The sequence below is a fragment of the Acinetobacter sp. 70_2 genome, assembly GCF_056736115.1.
On sequence record NZ_JBWZIP010000015.1, the window covers coordinates 1072164 to 1093051 of the forward strand.

General features: G+C 31.2%; 17 protein-coding genes. 4 read left to right on the forward strand and 13 right to left on the reverse strand.

Annotation, left to right across the window (positions count from 1 at the left end):
- Positions 1–373: 373 nt before the first annotated feature.
- From AC1PJ9_RS14090 to AC1PJ9_RS14120, 7 genes are all read right to left on the reverse strand, one after another.
- Positions 374–1177 carry an alpha/beta fold hydrolase gene (locus AC1PJ9_RS14090; RefSeq protein WP_311087596.1) on the reverse strand — a complete coding sequence of 268 codons (804 nt, stop codon included), beginning with the start codon at positions 1175–1177 and terminating at the stop codon, positions 374–376.
- Between the two features lie 4 nt (positions 1178–1181).
- A complete protein-coding gene (locus tag AC1PJ9_RS14095) occupies positions 1182–1940 on the reverse strand; it encodes an HD domain-containing protein (RefSeq protein ID WP_151962823.1) in 759 nt (252 codons plus the stop codon).
- Between the two features lie 907 nt (positions 1941–2847).
- The gene (locus tag AC1PJ9_RS14100; RefSeq protein ID WP_311087597.1) at positions 2848–3084 is read right to left on the reverse strand and encodes a VF530 family protein; all 237 of its coding nucleotides are present in this window, start codon (positions 3082–3084) and stop codon (positions 2848–2850) included.
- Positions 3085–3188: 104 nt separating this feature from the next.
- Entirely contained in the window at positions 3189–4058 is an 870-nt protein-coding gene (locus AC1PJ9_RS14105) for an HNH endonuclease (RefSeq protein WP_311087598.1), read from the reverse strand.
- 1 nt (position 4059) lies between these two features.
- Positions 4060–6003, reverse strand: coding sequence for an AbiJ-related protein (locus tag AC1PJ9_RS14110; RefSeq protein ID WP_311087599.1), 1944 nt, complete (start codon positions 6001–6003; stop codon positions 4060–4062).
- A gap of 92 nt (positions 6004–6095) precedes the next feature.
- The gene (locus AC1PJ9_RS14115) at positions 6096–10706 is read right to left on the reverse strand and encodes an NACHT domain-containing protein (RefSeq protein ID WP_311087600.1); all 4611 of its coding nucleotides are present in this window, start codon (positions 10704–10706) and stop codon (positions 6096–6098) included.
- 104 nt (positions 10707–10810) lie between these two features.
- Positions 10811–11305, reverse strand: coding sequence for a hypothetical protein (locus AC1PJ9_RS14120; RefSeq protein WP_311087601.1), 495 nt, complete (start codon positions 11303–11305; stop codon positions 10811–10813).
- A gap of 85 nt (positions 11306–11390) precedes the next feature.
- Between AC1PJ9_RS14120 and AC1PJ9_RS14125 the strand changes: the two genes are divergently transcribed.
- Complete coding sequence (locus AC1PJ9_RS14125; RefSeq protein WP_005212309.1) at positions 11391–11600, forward strand: helix-turn-helix domain-containing protein; 210 nt, start codon at positions 11391–11393, stop codon at positions 11598–11600.
- Here AC1PJ9_RS14125 and AC1PJ9_RS14130 read toward each other — a convergent pair.
- The 6 genes from AC1PJ9_RS14130 to AC1PJ9_RS14155 form a co-directional block, all read right to left on the reverse strand.
- Positions 11589–12026: a hypothetical protein gene (locus tag AC1PJ9_RS14130; RefSeq protein ID WP_311087602.1), complete on the reverse strand. Its 438-nt coding sequence runs from the start codon at positions 12024–12026 to the stop codon at positions 11589–11591. The genes AC1PJ9_RS14125 and AC1PJ9_RS14130 overlap by 12 nt on opposite strands.
- A 1-nt stretch (position 12027) precedes the next feature.
- Positions 12028–14352 carry a hypothetical protein gene (locus AC1PJ9_RS14135; protein ID WP_311087603.1) on the reverse strand — a complete coding sequence of 775 codons (2325 nt, stop codon included), beginning with the start codon at positions 14350–14352 and terminating at the stop codon, positions 12028–12030.
- Positions 14342–15937 carry a site-specific integrase gene (locus AC1PJ9_RS14140; protein WP_479762747.1) on the reverse strand — a complete coding sequence of 532 codons (1596 nt, stop codon included), beginning with the start codon at positions 15935–15937 and terminating at the stop codon, positions 14342–14344. The genes AC1PJ9_RS14135 and AC1PJ9_RS14140 overlap by 11 nt, the downstream gene beginning before the upstream one ends.
- Positions 15934–17280, reverse strand: coding sequence for a site-specific integrase (locus AC1PJ9_RS14145; RefSeq protein WP_311087605.1), 1347 nt, complete (start codon positions 17278–17280; stop codon positions 15934–15936). The genes AC1PJ9_RS14140 and AC1PJ9_RS14145 overlap by 4 nt, the downstream gene beginning before the upstream one ends.
- A gap of 182 nt (positions 17281–17462) precedes the next feature.
- Entirely contained in the window at positions 17463–17621 is a 159-nt protein-coding gene (locus AC1PJ9_RS14150; protein ID WP_396522768.1) for a hypothetical protein, read from the reverse strand.
- Between the two features lie 106 nt (positions 17622–17727).
- Positions 17728–18102, reverse strand: coding sequence for a hypothetical protein (locus AC1PJ9_RS14155; protein WP_263613742.1), 375 nt, complete (start codon positions 18100–18102; stop codon positions 17728–17730).
- 674 nt (positions 18103–18776) lie between these two features.
- On the opposite strand from AC1PJ9_RS14155, the gene AC1PJ9_RS14160 reads away from it, so the two are divergent.
- The 3 genes from AC1PJ9_RS14160 to AC1PJ9_RS14170 all read left to right on the forward strand — a co-directional run bounded on the left by AC1PJ9_RS14160 (position 18777) and on the right by AC1PJ9_RS14170 (position 20887).
- Positions 18777–19067 carry a hypothetical protein gene (locus tag AC1PJ9_RS14160; RefSeq protein ID WP_263613741.1) on the forward strand — a complete coding sequence of 97 codons (291 nt, stop codon included), beginning with the start codon at positions 18777–18779 and terminating at the stop codon, positions 19065–19067.
- 464 nt (positions 19068–19531) lie between these two features.
- Positions 19532–20065 (forward strand): fimbrial protein, encoded by a 534-nt coding sequence (locus tag AC1PJ9_RS14165; protein WP_000731816.1) that lies wholly within the window; start codon positions 19532–19534, stop codon positions 20063–20065.
- Between the two features lie 87 nt (positions 20066–20152).
- Positions 20153–20887, forward strand: a complete 735-nt coding sequence (locus AC1PJ9_RS14170) for a fimbrial biogenesis chaperone (protein WP_263613740.1) — start codon at positions 20153–20155, stop codon at positions 20885–20887.
- The last annotated feature ends 1 nt before the right edge of the window (position 20888 follow it).

Sequence of the window (20888 nt, forward strand, 5' to 3'; positions counted from 1 at the left end):
TTAATTGTTGGGGTTTTAAATGTATCTTTTTCTTCCTTCGGGAAATTACCAAGTAAACCTCTATCAAGAAATAAATGCGTATACAGAGCAATAAAACTATAATCATTCTTGACGAAATAAAGCCAAATGAGGCTGATAATTGTTATGGTGACAAAGTTATGACATAGATTATAAAGTTTATAGAATATTTTTGCGGTATCCTTGTCACCCTTAAATAAATTCCATATTCTGCCTGGTATATATCCGATTAAATCAATCAATAAAAAAAAGACCACATAATAAATAATATTTATTTTGTTGAATAAAATTATCGTTAAAATTATTGAAATAAAAAAAAGATAAAAACTTTCTTTTTTAAGGAAATGAATTTTGTTTAGCATAACTCACCTATATTTGTTTTAATTCCCTTCACTATTTGTTTGGGATCTTTAAGCCAGCTACTATGTTTATTTCCTTTAAAATTTTCTCCCAAATCAATACTTTCGAGTTTATATTTATTAAACATTTCTGCTAATTTTTTTGTTGACTGCAGGGGGGCAAAATCATCACCTTTAATATTAATAAAATAAGCCTTAGCTTCGGATAAACTATCATTATTTAAATAGTAGCTATAATTACCTGTAAGGGCAGTGTGGCACCAATCTTTAATTAAAGTCTTAGCTTCTTTAAATCCAAATCCAATCTTATAGCCTGGTAGGTAACCATATAAATTTGTTAAAATTTTAAATAAGCCGACAGCTTTCAGAATAGTGAGTTTCCCCAGGCCATCCCAATTTTTATAATGAATATTACCGGTTGCAATTCCTATGACAGGTATTGTTTTATCGATTGCATATAAAGTTGCTAAATGCCCACCAAGACTGTGTCCAAGTAAGATAATATTTTTTGTATCAGCAGAACTGATTAAATGAGGCACAAAATCCTTTACTAAATCCGCATATCCGTAGTCTTTGCCTTTTTCAATGTGAGGTTGATTTTCTCCACAACAAGGATAGTCTGCAGTAACTACGTTAAATCCATAGCTATTTAGTTCAGCTATAAAATTTTGATATTTTTTAATTGGTACACCAATTGCAGGCAATAATATAAAAGTTATATTTTCAGATGTTGATTTACCTGCTTCGAATTTTTTTACTGTAACAGGGAACTTATTATTAAAAAGAAAAGTTTCATTCATGGCTTTATTCCCCAAATGGATTCATGGAAATCATCACTGGTAGACCTAATTGTGATAAGAATTTTGTTCGTGAGCTTTTAACAGTTTTTCGTTCTTCTGCTAATAATTTTTTGAATTCTGAGTTAAATCTCAGACGTGGATATTTCTCTAGAACTTCCGTTCTATAATCCTTTGATAAGGTAAATAATTTATCCCCGACTACATCACAGGATGCACCTTGTTGAAGAAGAATCACTTCAGATTCATTGTCTTCAGCAATATGACCATTCATATGCATGCATATAGCATCTTTGACAGTTTTGATTTTATTTTCGTCATAATTTAAGTGCTTTGCTTTCTTTTCAAATTGCATTGAGCTCTCATATGTAAAACATCTACAACCTTTTGATTCTTTATGATTATCTGTAAGACCGATGTCATGATACAAAGAAGCTACCAATAAAACTTCAGGGTCATATTTTCTTTGATCCTGAAGGCCTATCGCAGCACCCCAAAAATAAGTTCTCCATGAATGATTGATAAGAGTACCTGGAGCTTTTTCATTCAGCTCATTTATCGCTTCTACAATAATCTTAGTATCAGGAACTTTTATATCTTTTAAATTTATATTGCTTTTTGAACTCCCAATATGAAGTTGAGACTTCATAACACCCAGCATACTAGGCAAAAGAATTTCATTTAGAAGTTTAAGTTTTTCTTTAGTGGTGAGATGACCATCTGTTGATTGCATCCATTCAAAGCTACCAATTTTTTTTATAGACATTCTTTTTTCCAATTTAGAGCATTTACTCTAAATTAATTCATACAGATCTGTCTGTCAATATTGTCTATTAAATATACTTAAATTCGATAACTGTTCTCATCATTCTTTATCTTATATACCTAATATTGCTAAAAATTTTAAAACTAATTTCTTATATATAAGTAAAATGACATGAGTACTGTATAAAGTAGTTTATTTAGTTTTACTACATTATAGTTGTTGATTTTAAATATATTTTACACATTTAAAGACCGTATATTTTTTATTATTTAGATAATTATTAGTATTTTGGCTTTTAGCAGGGAATGCATTAAGGCTACTATTAATAACGGATCTAATCATTTCTTGTACAACCAAAATAGCTTTGTTTTTTAGAGATGTTTTTCTACATGAAAGAGCCATTGGATAGGTCGGTATCGAAATTGGACATTTTGTATAAATTAGTGAGGCTACAATTTTAGAAATTTTTCTTACAACACTTTTACGTGAAATAACTGTGTCTTGGAAGTTTTCGTTAGGTTCTGTTGGTCCCTAAGCAATTTCATCTATTACCATAGATACGCTATCTATATAATTAGATAACTTCATCTTGACTAGGAGCAGGTTGAGGTTTAATGTATATCAAAAATAATGAACAAAATGATAGGTGTTATTTATTTAACTTATGTTTATCTATAATCTAGTTCATAATTAAATTTTTATTTAATAAACAATAAATTTAATTACTTAGAGTACTAAAGTGATAACGTGTAAAATACTTAGTTCATGAACCGAGCTATAAATATATATTTTCCTACTAAATAAGCTTGCACCTCTATCTGCAAGGTCTTAAGAATAGACTAAATTTCTCTAGAAGTGTGGTGGCAGTCCACTACCAATTAAAATGCTGAGGCTAAAGTTTTGATAGCTATGATTTCTGTTTGGATTTTTGGCGTAAAACATACAAATATAAGTTTTCTACTTTTTCACGTGCCCATGGTGTGGTACGTAAGAATCGTAATGATGATTTAACACTTGGATCTATGCAAAAACATCTAATTTCAATTTTATAACTTAAGCCTTCAAATCCACCATAGTACTCCAATAACTCATCCAAAATGTCAGCAAGTTTTTTGCCGTGTAAAGGGCCATTGGAGGAGTTCATAATAGATCAACAATATTTTTGGAGTCCATTATTATAACCTGAGCTAGTTAGAAAATGAGAGAGTTGGAATTTAAAATTTTATTAACATGTATTAAAAAAGTAGATTAATATCCATGAGCTTGGCAATATTGTCTATAAGCGGATCCGTTGCATAGTTCCAACTTAAGAATATTTTCAAATTGATTATAGCCAAAATCAGCTTGATTTAATTGGACCGCATTTTGTGCACTAATTAAAGCATTTTGAAGGTTTTGTATTTTAAGTGATCCCTTAATAGAGTTGTCAAACTCAGAAATAATTTTAGAAGAAGATTCTTTATATCTTTTCAATAGGTCAAGGTTGCGAAAATGATTTTGAATAACATTAAATAAATAAGGTGGTAACACATTATTCTGATTATCTAAATAAAAATTAACATCAAAAGTATTGTTAATATAGACTACTCTTGCAAATAAAAATTGAGTTGGTGGTAATTTATGTAAGTAGGGGTTTAGACACTCGAATACTCCACTTGTGATCCATTTTTTAGATTTTTTACCATTACATTGAGAACATGCAGGAACTAGATTTTTTGGATGAACCGCGAATTCAGGATAATCATCCTTGGGCATAATATGATCTAAGGTGTTTACGCTATTTATAGAACAGTATTGACAGGTATGATCCTCACGATTATTTGGTCGTGAAACTATTGCATTTTTCAATAAGGTAAACGGTTTAGAACTATATTTGTATAATTTTAATAAGTCAGACTCCTCACTATCAGTAAATAAATTACATGCTGTTATAGTGTGTAACGAATTTGTTGAAAATGCATGATCATATACGGGATAATAAGGTAATATTTTTTGAGATAAGGGGACTATTCTATCTTTATAAAGAGGAGGATTCTCATTTTTACCTTTTTTCTTAGATTTAACTACTGTTTCTAAAAAATCTTCACTGTCAAGATGATATGGAGTTAAGTTAATCATATTAAGTCGATGCCATACTATTTAATAGAACGGTTAAATTCAAACTAAGTGGTACATTATTCGTTTTAAGTAAATTTATAATATCGTTGTAACTGTAGCCTTTATTAATTAATATTTGTAATTCATTTTTGAATTGAGATGTTGTGTCTCGGGCTCCAAAAATGTCATCTGTAATTTTGGTTAAATTCTCTCCAAATGTTTCTATAGAAGGATGCTTGGCACTTAATACATTGTTTTCATTTCTTATAACATAAACATTTTTAGAAAGAATACCTTGTACAATGATAGGAGAGTGAGTGGCAATAATACAATAAGATTGGAATTTTCTTACTAATAAATGGATACTATTAATTAACTGAGAAATAGCATTCGGGTGTAAATGTGTTTCGGGTTCATCGAATATAATTAATGAATCATATCGAATGTTCGCTAATATTTCCGTTAGAATGAAAACAAAAATTGACTGACCAGAGCTGAATTTATCCAAAGAATTGCTGATTTCGCTAATGTTTAATACAAATTCATACTCTGAATCATCCATTGTTTTCCATTGATCGACAGTGTTCTTTGAGAAGAAAGTTTCAACGATTTCACACCAATGATCGAATCTCTTACTTTTCTGAACTTTTTGAATAGATTTAAAAAATCTTTCCTTTAAATCTCTTTTAGTAAGCGTATATTTTTCACCATTTCTATCTTGTCTTAAACCACAATACAGGTAATTGATTTTTGATGAACTATTAGGGATTTGAAAATCATCAAACACACTATAAGAAACAGCAATGACCTTACTGAAAAGCGGTATTTTAGGTGAGAATGTGTCCAATACTTGATTAGCCATATCTATGGGTAGCTTTGAAACCAATTGGGTTTTACCGACACCATTCTCACCGATAAGGGCATAAATTCTGTTAGGAAGTTCAGAATTTTCACTGAAATTAAAAGGTATCTTTAAAGGTTCAATATCGTCTGAATAACTTGGCTTATAGGTATATTCAAAAGAATAGAGATTACTTAGATCATAGTTGTCAATAATATAGCGGGCTTGACGCATTAATTGCTCTTGACCATCAAGTCTAATTAAACTGTTTTTGAAGTCATGAGAATTTTCAAAAGATTCACTTATTTGTGGAAAAAAGGCAACATCATTAAATGCTTTTAAGATGGTCAAATAATAGTTCCCGAAAAAACTTTTGATACTTTTATAGTATTCAATTGCCTGTCCTAATGAACAATATTCCTTTCCTAGCGTAGTGAATTGGTTGGGTAAACTCACTGTTGTACTTTGGGAATCGTGCGAAATTATTTTTAATAGACCTAAATCTGTGTGCTGACCTTGATATTGAACAGATATTCTAAATTGGTTTTTTCTTCCATAATCATTCCAATCTGTAGGAGTAAGTAAAATATAAGTAGAGTAGCTTTTATTTAATCTATCTATAATTTCCTTATCATTATTCTTATTAACAAAAATTGGGGTATGATTATCAACTATATCTTTGAATTGATTTTCACTATCCAAAGTATCTAACTCAAATATTGAGATACCATTTTCATTAATGTTTTTCAAACGATATTCAAGTGAGTGGTTGTTAAGTATTGGATTTAGAGTGTAATAGAAAAACTTTACTTCTTCTTCCGTGTTATTGACAGTAGGGGATACAACTAGATTAAGAAGTTTGAAAAAGTTTTCATCAGAATTGGTGAAATCATATCTATCTAGTAATATTTCTTCCAGTGTCCAATCACTATTGATTACATAGTGCTGTTCAAAGTCACGTCTTGCATCTTTAAATCTATTATCAGTAGATGGCATAGCTCGCAAATTTAAAATTGAATCAAAAAACTCTAAAGGTTCTATTTTCTTGAATAACTTTTCTTCTTGTTGAGCAAGAAGTCTTAAGATTTCTATTTTTATATTTTTAGCGAGTTGTAAATTTTTCATATTTTTCCAAAGTTATTCAGTTTAAGCTCAAAGAATTATTTTCCAATAATTCGGTTCGTAAATAATTGCCATAACTTATTAAGTTTAACAAATCATGCTAGCAATCCACCATCCAATTTTTCAGTCATATTTCTTATAAATGTATGATTACTAGACAAAAGATGATCCCACATGTCAAGACAATACCCCAGTGTTTCATCATCTTCATCATTTTCTGCTTGATCATATAGTTGCTGAATGACTCTCGTGATAGCATCTGTATCTAAATTACTCATTAAATCTTGAGTTTTTAACTTAAGAATATTTTGAATCATGATAATGATGAGATCACTAAATTGAGCCATACCTATAGAGCTTTCTTCTATTGAATGTAAGACATTATAAACATTATGATTTAATGCTTTTGACTGTACATACATTTCAAAAAACTCTCGTGCATATCTTTTTGACCAAAATTTTTTACCGAAAAATCTCCCTATTTTTTTTAGAATTTCCTCATTTTCTGAATTAACTAAGATTTCAAAAATTTGTTTCATCTTTGAGTGATTATAACCTTTTGTATTATCACCCAAAAGTTGGTTAATCACGGAAGCATACCCCAAAAGACTTTCTTGATTTTTAGAATTGAGACTTTGCTGTATCTCTTCTTCAAATAAACCATTGAATAGCCATCGAGCAAATATTTGTTTATGGGCTTCTTTTCTAACATCCTGATATGAGGATTCCAGCATCATTTGAACAAGAGCTACAAATGAATCTTTGAATTCACTATCAAAAGCATTATTGAAATAGTAGTGATAGCCATGACTTAGAGTATTTCTTACGTCCTTTTGACACAACTCTATAAACTTTTGAAAAGCATAATTACAATCATAATTATACATAGGAAGTAGTAAATCAGCAGTTGCCATTCTTACAGCTGCATGTTCATCATTTAAAGCATTTTCAATAAGATATTTGTGTGATAGAGCATATGCTTCATCACTCCAAAATTTTTGAGCTAAGCTTCTATAAGCACGTCCTCTAGTACAATTAATCGTATTTCCAAATAAATCCTTACTTGAAATTTCATCCAATTCATCTGGGTGACCTGTTCTATAAATATTCAATTTATTTGATTTCGGATCATCTGAAGATTTTGCAATATCTTCTAATAATACAATATATTTTTGCGAAAATAGCTGGACTCGTGATGAGAGTAAACTTTCAAGTCCTCGTGAATAATCAGTTGTTGTAAAATGATCGATAACTTGCTCTATTAACTCAATAGGACATGGTGCCCAATGTTCTTTTAGGTGTTCTGGAACTTGATCAATATTATTTTCACTTAACCCCGAAAATAAAGCATCAATATAATCCTGATGAATATGAGTGGGTAAGGTTAGAGAAAACTCTGCAAACCGTTTTGGCTCAGCATTCACAACGCTTCTGAAGTTATTTGAAAACTGGTGAATACTTGCTTCAGTGCAATCTGCTCTAAACTTAGTATCACTGAACTTGTCTACAGCACTAGTAATAAGTTTTTTCCAAGCCTTGTTAGAGAGCATAAAATAGTTCTTGATTGGTGATCTAACAAATCCTGCTATTCCATTGAATTTGTGACAAAAATCATCATCCGTATATTTTTCAAATTTACGACTGAGTACACCAATCAATTGGAGAGTTTTATTAGAAATACGTGATGTATCTAATGTAGGTAATAAAAAGTATTGAGTTTTCCCCCAATAAGGAGTGTAGTAATTTTTACGAGTAGCTTCTAAACGCCATTTAATCTGCTCTAAATCGTAGTCGGAAAGTGAGTAGTAAATTTCACTTTGAAGCCGTTCAAAGTTATCTAAACTACAATGTGGTGAAAATTTTTCAATTAATTTCCCTGCTAATTTCCAAACAGGTTCTTCATAATCATTTCCTAATTTAAACTTATGATTTGGATTATCTAACAGCCACTCTATAGCTTCATCAGCATAGCTGATATCAATGTTTAGAAGAGCATTCGCAAATATACGATTAAATATTAGATTTTGATTTTTTTTAAATGGACTTAATAATTGGAAAAGTTCATTGGATTGTAAAGCCATATTCTGGGAAGCCTTAATGATAAGGATAAATAAGGCTTTATAGATGAAAGTTTCAAGAGGTTCTCTTGTGCCGTATTCATTAGACCATTTGTAAGTATCAAAATATTCATTTATAGGTTCAGAAAAGTACTGATCTAAAAAGGGTAAAAAGACTTTTAATACATCTAATGAATGGCTTTCAGCAAGCTTCTCAACACATTCTGTATCGTAATCAGACCATTCTTCTCTTGAGTTAAGGCTCACATGAAATTCTTCATTACACATGAGTTCTAAGAGATGTAACGCTCTTAACGGATATTCTTTGGTTAAATCATCCCAAAAAATATAGTGACTGTTAGTGCCAACTTTAATAAGTTGCATACGAAAATCAAAGAGTTCATTAGAATCATTTTTCATATTCCAACATAAACAGTTGTATATCTTTTGATTCCATTCAGGTGATTGATTCATGAACTTAGATAATTCATTGATTAACAAGTTTGGAGCTTTATCTGCAACTGAGCTTAGAAGCTCTAGAGCTTTAGATCGCATGTCGCCATCCGCATCTAACCAATCACTTAGATAATGACTTTCTGATAGATATTGAACGAGAGTAGGAGTGCCACTGCAACTTAAACTTATAAAATGAGGAGCGAGTTCAGCATCATCAACAATTTTATTAATCAACTTTTTGAGAGGAACTTTAAAGTTTTCTATATGGCGTAATACGCTAAATACTAATGATTTCAAATGAAATCGAATTTCAGGATGGTAAAGAACTGCCTCAATGCAATTGCAGAAAATACTTTCATCTGCTTCATATAACATTGCAAGTGCATATCTGAGATGTTCACGTTTCAACAGCGTTTGCTGATTTCTTGCTCCTAATTCGGTTAAGAAATTTTCAGTAGATTGAAGACCAAACGAAAGTAATTTTTTCCCTATTGCGAAATCATAAATTGCTTGATGTCTAAAACTAATTTCTCTATGCTGTTCAGACAGTAATCCCACAGAAACCATAGCTTTTTTAATTTCTGATGATCCAGTAGGTAATTGATTTGAAGAAATACTTAATTTGTTAAGCTGACTCATCAAATGAATAACTTCATGGAAGAATCTTTCGCTATCTACTAGGGAAACACCATGACTATCGTTGAGTTGTTTAAACCGATCATCAATGAAAAATTTGATTAAATCTAATTTGGTTGTAAATTTAGGAGCCTCACCTAAAGCATTGGCTAAGTTTATGTAAATACCTAACCATAAAGGTATTTTTAAAATATTTTTTTGCTCATCACTTAACTTGTCATAGTCTTCAAATTGGCTAATATATGGCTTAATTTGATCTGATTCAAAAAGTTTTAATTCTATTTGTTTAACATCATTTTTAAGCCCACTGACCCAACCTTTTAGGCGTACATCATCCTCGAGTTCAAAATTTCTCGTTGCCATAATAATTTTTATATTAGCATTAGTATGGTTGCGTAACAGAAGAATTTCCTTAACCATTGTCATGCATATATCCAATGCATTTGATGAATGTAGGGCAGTCCAACGTAAAGCGTCTAATTGATCTAAAATAACAACAACTTCTTGCCCCTGACTATATTTCTCTAGGCAGTAAATCGGAGAGCTGGAAAAACCTAAATCTTCTCCAAATTGATTGATATTTTTTTCTGGAACTCTTCTATCTAGTCGAATAGGAAGAATAATGGCCCCTGATCGAATAAAATGCTTCTTTAAGTCTAATAAAAAGGCACTTTTTCCTACGCCTGCATCCGCCTTAATTAATGTTATAGGACTACTATTAATAGCATCGACTGTGTTATTGAATTCAGTGCGCTGAATATTATTCAGTGAGATGAGATATGGTTCAATTGACTGGTCAAACTCATCATTTAGCGTTCTTATTACAGAAGAAGTATGAGGGTCACTCGGCGATGGTCTAAAAGAGAAGCTCTGATTTTCTAGATCAGTTTTTAACAGATGAGTGGTAATTTTTTCTCTGAGTTTATTGCATTTTACTGGATAAGTTTGCAAGAAATGAACTAGATGAACAGGAAACTCATAGACTAATTTTTCAGCGAGTAATATACACATCTCATGGTCTGTATCATCTTCATTGAACTGCCTAATTTCAAAACACTTTAGAAAGTGAAGAGCTTTGTCTAAATCATCAGATTTTGATTGATCTAGCTTTAGTCTTTTGCACAACTCATCAAACAATTTTATCCGATCTTGGCTAATTTTAATTTGATGCTCAAAGAAGTCTAAACTAGAATCTGTACTATTCCTTGCACTTTCACAGATATCCTCTAGTAATCTAAAACCAATTCTTGAAATAACTTTATATGATTTTGAACCAGATAAGATGTGCTCAAAGCCTTTTGTTAAAAGTTCTTTAGACTCAAGTGTTGCAATTGTCCAAGCTTCAACAGATTTTTGTCCAATTTTACATTGATGATGTTCTTTAGAACCATCAAGATTACCAACAATAACATCTACAGCATCCTCATCCTCACCTAATGGCTCAACTTGGACATAGGAAATTTTTTCATCTAATAACCTGAACAATTGGAATGTGATCCAAGATGATTCGTAACGATTTCCTATTTTTTCAGCCAAGCCACCTGGTTCTAGAGACACAAAAATCCTCAATTTTTAAAACTTTATTATTTTTAATAATTTATATATTTTTTTCGTTTTTTTCTATAATTAAACTCATAATTTATTTAATATTTTTAAGTCATTTAGGTACTTAAGTAGTCTATTATTGAACTTATTGCTCTGTTTTTTATTTTTAACAATTCATAATTGTGGATTTTCGTTTGTCTAAGTTGTTCAATTTTAAACTGGATATCAGGAAATTGTTCTTTTAAATCTTCCAACGCTTCAACTTCTTCTTCGAGTTTAGTGATTTCACACTCAAATTCTTTCTTTTTGAAGTTGAGTTCTTGAAGAGTAGTTTTTGATTCTATACAAAATTGAGAACGTAGATCATGCAAATATTCAGTTTCAGTATAAGTCGTTTGCCCATATCTACTTTTTTCAGAGTCAATTATTAAATAACCTTCTCTAACTAGCCGCAGTATCAATCTATAAACACTTTGATAGTTAATATTAGTATTTTCAATTTTTAAGAGCTTAACCTTATCCCAAAAGTCTACCGTTTGCCATGACTCAATTTTATAACTAGAAAGAACACGGGAAAGCTCTTTAAACATTGGTAAGTTTTGAATTTCCATATTCATCACTCAAATAATGAGGATTATAATCCGTGGATTAAAACACTTCAATTCCTGATAGTTCTTGTATTTACGGTAGTCACCTATGAATCAAGAACTAGCACTGTCGATTGGCTCAAAAATTAGGGAAACTCGGAAAAATAAATCTATTAGCCAAGAACAATTAGCCTTATTAACAGCGATTGATCGCAGCTATTTAGGGCGAATTGAAAGGGGGGAAGTCAGCATCACTGTTGAAAAACTTTACCAAATCTCACAAACACTCAATGTTGACCCTAAAATATTACTCCCGTGATAAATATTTTTTGAGAAGATGAGGAGCTAGTAGATGGTCTACTTTCAAATTGGTTCTTAACTTTACCTCTTCAATAATATCTATAAGCGTTTCAGTATTCTGGTGAAGCTGTGACTCCAAATCATCAATTTGTGTGCGCAGATTTTTATTGGTGTCCGTCAGAGCCTGCCTTGTCTTTTTATTCACATAAAGTTGCTGCTCTTTAGTTTTTAGATGCAGTGGAGAAATTTGCTCAGATACATACAGCGATATAAGTTTCTTCCGCTCAGCCGAACTCAGAGTACTTAGTCCACCTGATATATAGCCCTTAGCTGTTAGACGACTATGAAGGGCTTTATGCGAAATAGGGGATTTTTCAAAACCTTCAACCAACATCATTTGTAATTCTTGTTCGATGACTTCATCTAGTTGTTTACCGCGTAACATATCAGGCTTCCTTAGACTCAATTTTTTGTTGTTCGATGGCGAACAGTTCACTCAATGTAGTTGGTAATTTACTAATCGTATTTTCATAAGGAAAAACAGGGATAGGCGTTAAATTCTTTTGTCTATCAAGTGCTTTAGATTTTAAATCACTTAAATAAAGAATCTTTTGATGTAAATTTTTTAGCATTTCTCCATAAGAAAAATCATGGGTGAGGATTTGCTCTATATGTTGAAATTGCTCCAATAGCTTATTCAAAGTATGTTGAAGAGCTTCTAATTCACCTTTACGACCTGTTAAGGCGAAGTTCCCACATTGATCACCTGATTGGCATGCAAGACGTTTAGGGCAATCGTGTACAGCGACTTCACGCATACACCCACCAAAAGGCAAGGGGTGTAAACAAGCATGGCGTTGAACTAATGAGTTGGCTAATGATTGATCTTCTTTAACCAATTCATTAAATGACTCTGCGATATCTTGAAAATATTCATCAAAGAAAGATTCCTTTACATAACTCGCTACTTCATTTTTCGAGTCAAAGGTTTGTAAATTCATCTTTAAATTATTTTCTAGATCCAATTTTTCTGAAAAGTACATTAATCCATCATATTTAATAGAATCAATTGGATAGTCTGGCTTGAGTTCTTGTTTATCATTTTCGTAAAGTACTAATTCATGTTTTTCTAGCAAACTGGCTGTAACTTTGCGTTGTTTTAACGCTAAGTGTTGATAATATTGATTCTGCTTGATGTCTACACGCCCCATGAGCATTGCTTGTAAATGTTCAGCTAAACCACTGAGAGCAAGAAAAGTATTGATGTTGTGCCGTGGGATATGACTTGTAAGCTTTGAGTATTCAGTTTTATTTTCAAGTAAATGGTATTTTTCAAAAACGGAAATACTTAATGTATTTCCTAAAAAACTGTTAATTAACGTTACATTTAAAGGAATTACATTCGTTTTATTAACAAATGCTCTATGCAGTGTTGTAGATCTAAACTCATGAATAAAAAGTAGATCTTCATAAGCGATTTTTTCTGTTTTTCCTTCATAATTAAAAACATGATCGATAGGATATTCAGAGTCATAATTGGCTAATCCTTTAATAAATTGATTAATATCTTCTTTTAAGTAATATCTTTCAACGCCTTGACCATTTCTAATTTCATTATAAATTGGAATATTTTTAATGGACTTGATAACAACATCACGTTGTCCAGCTCTACCTTTATAGTTATCTTTTACTCCAAAAATAGTTCCAATAAGATCATCTATTTCGACAAAATCCTGACCAATATCATCAATAGATTTTGGCAAAAAATCTGAACAGTTTTTTGACCTGATATAATACACATGCTCTCTATATTCTTTGGTCAGTTCTAATACCGATTGAAATATTTTCTCAACTAAATTTGCAGATAAGGGTTCAACCCAATGTATTCTAAATCCAGCACCTTTTGCGCCATGATATTGAATTCCCAAAGTATATTGCTTTTTGCCATCTAAAGTTAGATGTTCCTTTGTTACTGGATCAAGTATAGGTTGCTTAATCAATGCATCTGTTTTTAAAAGGATTGCTTCCGTTGAACGCAAACCAGTGACGATGAGTAGTAATAAAAGATTTAGAACAATCTTTTCACCATTCGTCTCACACAAACTGATGAGTGAAACAATATTTATAAATGTACGAATTGAAATCAGCTTTTCTTTATCAAGATCTTCTTCATCTAGTTCCAATTGATCAATTAAAGCTTTTGTCTTCTTAGCATTTGGGGTTCTATTCTGGCGGTTTATATATAGGTATTTTTGAGAAAATTCTAAAGGTTGTTCAGTAAAACCGTAATGATTTAACATCTCCTGTAATCTAAGGTATGTACCAGCATGATCAGGAAGATTCGTTTTACTCGAATTTTCTGCCAAAATTTCAAAAGAATTATTTAATATTAATGTAGATAAATGGCAGGGATGTATGCTCTCGATTTTTTCAGCATATAGAGCACTATACCAACGCTTCAGGATTAAAAATTCTGCATATAGTTTTTGGGGTGATGCTTTGGAGTTAGATTTACGATAACTAAGGATAAGTACAGATTTAATAAACTCTTGAAAAATTGGTTCAATGATATTGTTTTCGATACCTTTCAATTGTCTAATTGCGCCAAAAGTGAAATGTGTTTTACCACTTCTAGACAACAACCACCCTGATCCAACTGTACCTCCATACCAAGATGAATCGTTCCAACTCCATTTAAAATTAGACTGTAAATTCTGATTAAAGTAATTTTTTTGCTCGTCAATAAAAACATTATATTTTTCAATGTTCATGAGTATCATCTTTCTGTAATGCACAACGAGTTATTACAGATTCAATTTCAAATTTAGTTGACTCATGCACTCGAATCAATGGATTTCTAGATACCCCTATTCCATCTGATAGCTTAATAAGATCATTGATTTCACTTTGTATGCTTTGTAAAATATGATTATGGTTAGCATCTATAAAAGGATGAAAGTACATGCAACCATAGCAATTGCGAACTGGTTGAAATAAACATTTGTCTTCGTAGGAGCACCCACCAATATCATAATGAATTTTGCTACCAATATTTCCTAGTACTTTTTTCTGAAGCCAATCTTTCTTATAAACTAGCCTTCCAGTCAGGAGCATAGCAATCATTTGTCTATACAGAGAATTTTTACCAAGTGCTTGCGCTCTAATTTGAGCAAGTTCAGGGGTAGAGAAAATATAATGTCTAGCAGTTACAACAGAAGAATGACCCAAGATATAAGCAATCTCTTCAGCAGAAGACCCTGCCATTGCCAAACTATAACCAACATGATGTCTAAAATCCGAAAAAGAGTACTTTTGCCTTATTATTTCACCTGAAAGAACAGCTTTTCTATAGGTTTCAGGAGCAAAATCAAATAATTGTGTATTAATAGCTTTCAAGCAAAAATGTGCTGAATATGCCCCCATCTCAAATAGTTTATCTTTAGGATTTAATTTAAATCTTTCGATATAAGCCTGAATAATCTCAGCGACTTCTTCTGGCAGTTTTATTGCTATTTTTTCATGTACATAACGTGCTTGTTTTGCATATGGGATTAGTATGCTGTATCGATGGAATTGATCTGTCGTACGAGTAGTATCTATTTTTACGTCTTCAGTGGATAGTTTAGCTAACTGCACAGGCCTAAGACCAGTTACATACATCAATCCAAGTATGGAAGAATAGAGCAGGGTTTGATTATCAATGTCTTTATTTGAGTTCACTATATTGTGATTTAGCTTTGAAAACCCCTGTTGAATCATTGTGATAATTGGGTAATCGATCGGATCTTCATACTGTTGATAATATAATTTTGAATTAAAGGCCTTAGGGCGTTCAAGGAATTCCAGTTCGTATTCCTGATCAATATTAAAACCATAAAAACCCTCTAAAAACAATAATTTAACAAAAAATTTTAAATTATAGTAATATGTATGATTATTAATTTTTGCTAGATTAAGGAGTACGGATTTAAAATTATGAAAGTTGAGTGTTAATTGATTTCTTTTTAAAAATTTAATCGCATATATAAAAGAGTGAAATATAACATCAAGTGAAGATGGTGTATTAGTTTGAATAAAATTTGCCAAAAAATATTTCACTAATTTTATTTCAAACGGCAATAGCTTAGAAAAATTCAGCTGAATCCGTTCTCCTGAGTAAGTAAAAGCCCAAACTTCATTAGATGTTTGAATAAACTTACTATCAAACTTATCTGCTCTATGAAACTTAATGATTGTTGGTAAATGCAAAGATTCTATGAGACTAAGATCAGCATCATGGAAAATAATAAATTCACTGGAGCTATCATCATTTTTTTCAAAATCTAGACTAAGTTGAGGCATATTCTTATCATTCATAATTTAACACTGGAATCAATTATCCGAGCTAAGTTCATAAAATTAGCACGTTCAACAATAAAACGTTTGCCGTAATATATGGGCATTGTACTGGTAGGTGACCAACCACCTAAGGCTCTTAGATCATCCTGTGCTTTTAGCAGAGCATCATTTACACCTTGTTCTAGATCAGAGTGACTAACATTTTCTTTCTTATACTTCTCAAAAGAAAAGCTTAACATCATATAAGCCCAAGAATGTCTACATACGTGTGGAGTTAGGCGTTCTATTGAATCATAAGCTGAAGTATCAAAACACTCAGGCAACAATGCTTTTAATGACAAATCTACCTGATCAAATATTTTTTTAACACTGGCATAACTTAAAGCAGAGTAGGGAGGCTTTAAAGATGTAAATAAGATTTGTGAAGGAATTTCTTTTCTGATTTCATTTATATAAATTTGAATAATCCTATAGTCTCGTTCCTGTAGTTTAATTATTCGGTACGAATATTCATTTTTGATTTTTGGCTTTTTTGACCTATCATCGAACTCATCATCTGTATTTGTAATAATTAAACTAAAATTATGATTTTGAATTGATTTTTTAATGGAATTGATTGTTAGTAGCATAAGCTCACCAATTCTAAGACCGTAGTTGAGCATGAGATGTATGATCAAAAAGTTCCTGAGTTGTACATATTTTGATCTAAAAGGGTTTAATTCATTGTATCTGTTAGTGTTGCTCGGAGAAATAACTGAATATAAACCTTTAATCATTTCCTGATTCATACTCTTAAAATTGTGATTTATCTCACTTTTAATTGTTTTATTAGACTTTGAAAAGTTGTTTATAATTTTTTTCTTTATAGTCATATACTTATTTAAGTTTTCCTTAATTTTTTGGATTTCCTTCAGTGAAAGTTGTGGCTGAGATTGTATAGTTAGATACTCATCAATCAAAAAGCTGTAAAATTTTAAGAAGGATCTAATTCTATGGCCAATTGTAGTGTAGTTAGTATGGTCTGCATTTCTTAATCTTATAAGATTACTTTCAATTTTTTTGTTGTTTTCTAAATAGATAATGAAGTTATCAATTTCACTTTGAATGATTTCAAAGTTGTAGGACGACGAATAAAAAGACTCACAAAAGGACGTGGTAAACTTTTCAAACCAAAAATCGTACCAAAATTTTAATGCTATCAAATCTGCATGCTGCGTAGAGATACTTTGAAATCTGAGAGATTTCATTGTGTACAGCATAGGGTACAAACATGGACAAGTTGTATCCAAATCAAACAGCAGAATAATTTGATTTTCGTTTGAGACTTTCTTTTCTAAATGAATTGTCTTTAGGGCAAACATAGTAAAGTTTATGAAGTATTCTTAAGGTCAACATATCATATTCTTTAAGTAAAATAGAAATCACTTAAGTTATTGAATTTTGGTTTAAGAAAGAAAGATATGAAGTTATGGTCAAGTATAAACCATTTAACATAATATACATTATGCGAACTATTGTATGATTTACACTTAGATCTTTGATTTTAAAAGTCCTTCTCATTGTACGCTTGCTTCTGTTGCTTCTGTTGCTTCTGTTGCTTCTGTTGCTTCTGTTGCTTCTGTTGCTTCTGTTGCTTCTGTTGCTTCTGTTGCTTCTGTTGCTTCTGTTGCTTCTGTTGCTTCTGTTGCTTCTGTTGCTTCAAGTTAGCTTTGAGTTTTGGTGGTAACTCTACAACAACGTCAAATATATTGCATGACTAGATGGGAATCTAGTCATGCAATGCTTTCACTTAAAATTGAAACTTAAATTTAAACACAGTTATATCCTGTTAGTTGTAATTCTGCTTTAAGAATTTTTGCTGAATCAGTTGTAATGAAATTTTGCAGATAGTTTGTTGATTCAAAATAATATTCATGAACTGGTGTATTTATAACTATCTTATCAACAGTTATAGCTGCATTTGCCATATCACAAACATATCTTTTGTCTTTTTCTGAAAGACTTTTTATATCGTTTTCTACACTATTTAGTATCAGTTTTCCATGTACAATCACCGATAACCGTGGATAAACTTTTTCTAACATTTGCAGATATTTCTTTTCATCCTCATAATTTGGATAATCCTGCGCTTGAGCTAAGTTAAATAATGATAGACCAATCAAGCTAATTAGTATGCGTTTCATTTATAAGTTCTTGTAAAGTATATAGACTTTTATTATAACACAATTAAATAAAAATTTTATTGACAACTAAATAATTTTTCTTTTTGTAAATCTCATTGCACTAATCTTGTCTTAATTTCACTTAATGTACTTATTTAAGAATCAAACTGTATGACCTTAGGCAGCATTACAGCTTAACACTATACAATGACAATTTATTTAATAATACTAACTAGCTTTAGTTATTGTTTAAAATGTATTCAATATTATTTTTATTAATTAAAGCCTTTTATTTTAATTTATATAATTATCAAAAAACTTCGAGCTGAAATTATAATTATATAATTAACTTATGACAACCATATATTGTTATATTAAATAATATTAATTGTTAAATTATTTCGATTCACCCCTTTATTTTTATAAAAATTAAGAATATTTTAATTAAAGCATTTATTATCAGTAATTTAATTTTATAGCAACCAAGATTCATTATTTCTGTAAAAATGTGATTTGGTTGTCATTTCTAATAAAATACCTGTAAAGCAATAACTATTTATATAAATAAAATAATTAATGAGATATAGGTCACATGTTATTTATTTATTTTTTATTAAAATGAATTTGCATATTGTTTTTAAATAAAAAATATTGTATCTCTTATATTAACTATTTAATAAATAGGTATATATAAAATGAAAAATAATATATTTAAAATTGTAGTTTTGGCGGTACTTTCCACTTCCCCACTATTTTGTTATGCGAATAACACAATAATGATTAAAGGAAATATTGTTGAAGATACTTGTTCTACAATAAATGTTGAAAAAGAGTGTGCTCAAATCAATACTCTGAATACGACTATTGATACTCAATATTTAAGCAAAGATAATGTTTTCAACTTAGCAAGACATACTGAAAAAATGGATACGAGTATCGAAACCATAAGTGCTAATAAAAAGGTTGTTCTCGTTAACTATCATTGATAGCTCACATCAACTAACTCTTATTTATCTTTAATAGATAGGTATAGCTCAAGAGCGAATTTCCGATTTTCATACGGCAATCTAGCCGAAATTAAAAATTCGCTCTTTTCTCCAAAAAAATGTTAAATTATTCACGTTTTTTCAAACACAAAGATAAATAGTTCTATATAATCACTTCATTAAATTTTCCTTAAAATAATTTCCCTTAATTGTATTGCTTCTTTTACAGTTGTTTTTATAGCCAGATATTATTTAATTTTTATATTAAAAACAGCAACTTATATTAAAAATAGCATTCATTATTATAAATCAAATGATCAAAAATTTTTCTTATTATGTAAAAATAGTGTGATGAAGTTTGCATTTTGTTTAAAAAGTGTTAGTATCGCCGCATTACTTTTCAAGATGCCAACTTCTGGAAAAGTAACAGATTAAACTTTTATCCAGACTTTTGAGAAAACACTATGAAAAAACTTGCTTTGATCGCTGCTCTTTCAGTTGTAGGGATTGCGAACGCTCAAGCTGCTGATGGTACAATTACAATTAATGGTTTAGTAACAGACAAAACTTGTGACATCGTTACACCTGCTGGTAAAGACTTCACAGTTACTCTTCCAACTGTTTCTAAACAAACTTTAGCTGCTGCTGGTAACGTTGCTGGCCGTACTCCTTTCCAAATCAAATTAGCTAACTGTTCAGAAGGTAAAGTTGCGACTTACTTCGAACCAGGTGCAACGGTTGACTTCAATACTGGTCGTTTACTTAACCAAGACGCTACTGGTGCTAAAAACGTTAACGTTCAACTTTTAGGTAGCAACAACCAAGTAATCCCAGTTCTTGCTGCTGGTGCAAATGGCGCTCAAGCAAACTCTCAGTGGGTTGACGTTGCTAAAGCTGGTAGTGCAGACCTTAACTACTATGCTGAATACTATGCAACTGGCGCTTCTACTGCTGGTAAAGTGAACACTTCTGTTCAATACACAATTATCTATCAATAATTGATGGATGGTAGGGTTTCTATATTCCTATAGAGACCCTATTTTTGTGTAACGCTTTCCCGAACTTCCTTGGTTGAGACTCCTGAAATGAAATTGAACAGTTATAATTTTTTGTTAGGTTTGGCATTTGCTTCAGCGGTAGCCGCACCTGCCTCTCATGCAGAAATTGTAATTCATGGCACTCGTGTGATTTATCCTTCGGATGCTCGCGAAGTTACGCTACAAGTTAGCAATAACGGTTCAAAACCAGCTCTTGTCCAAGCTTGGATTGATGAAGGCGACCCAAAAAGTACTCCGGATCAATCAAAAGTTCCTTTTATGATTGCTCCTCCAATTTCTCGTGTTGAAGCAACAAAAAGTCAGACTTTCCGTATCACTGCTTTACCCACTGCTTCTCAGTTAAATCAGAAGCAAGAAACTGTTTTGTGGTTAAACGTTTTGGATATTCCTCCAAGACCAACTTCAAAAAGTTCAGATACGACACCTGATAATTTTCTGCAATTAGCCATTCGCTCACGTATTAAATTCTTCTATCGTCCAGCTTCGATTAAAGATGACGCGAACTTAGCAGCAGATAAGCTTCAATGGGTTAAATCTGGTCAAAACTTAACGGTAAAAAATCCAACACCTTTTCATATCACGATGACTTCTGTTTTTCAGAAAGTGGGTGATAAAAAAGTTGATTTATTACCTGAAGGGCTCATGGTTAAGCCTTTTTCTGATGCATCTGTTCAGCTTAAGAACGGCAATCTTCAGGATATGAGTTTTATTAATGTGAATGACTACGGTGGTCGAGTCGAACATTCAATAAAACTTCAATAAT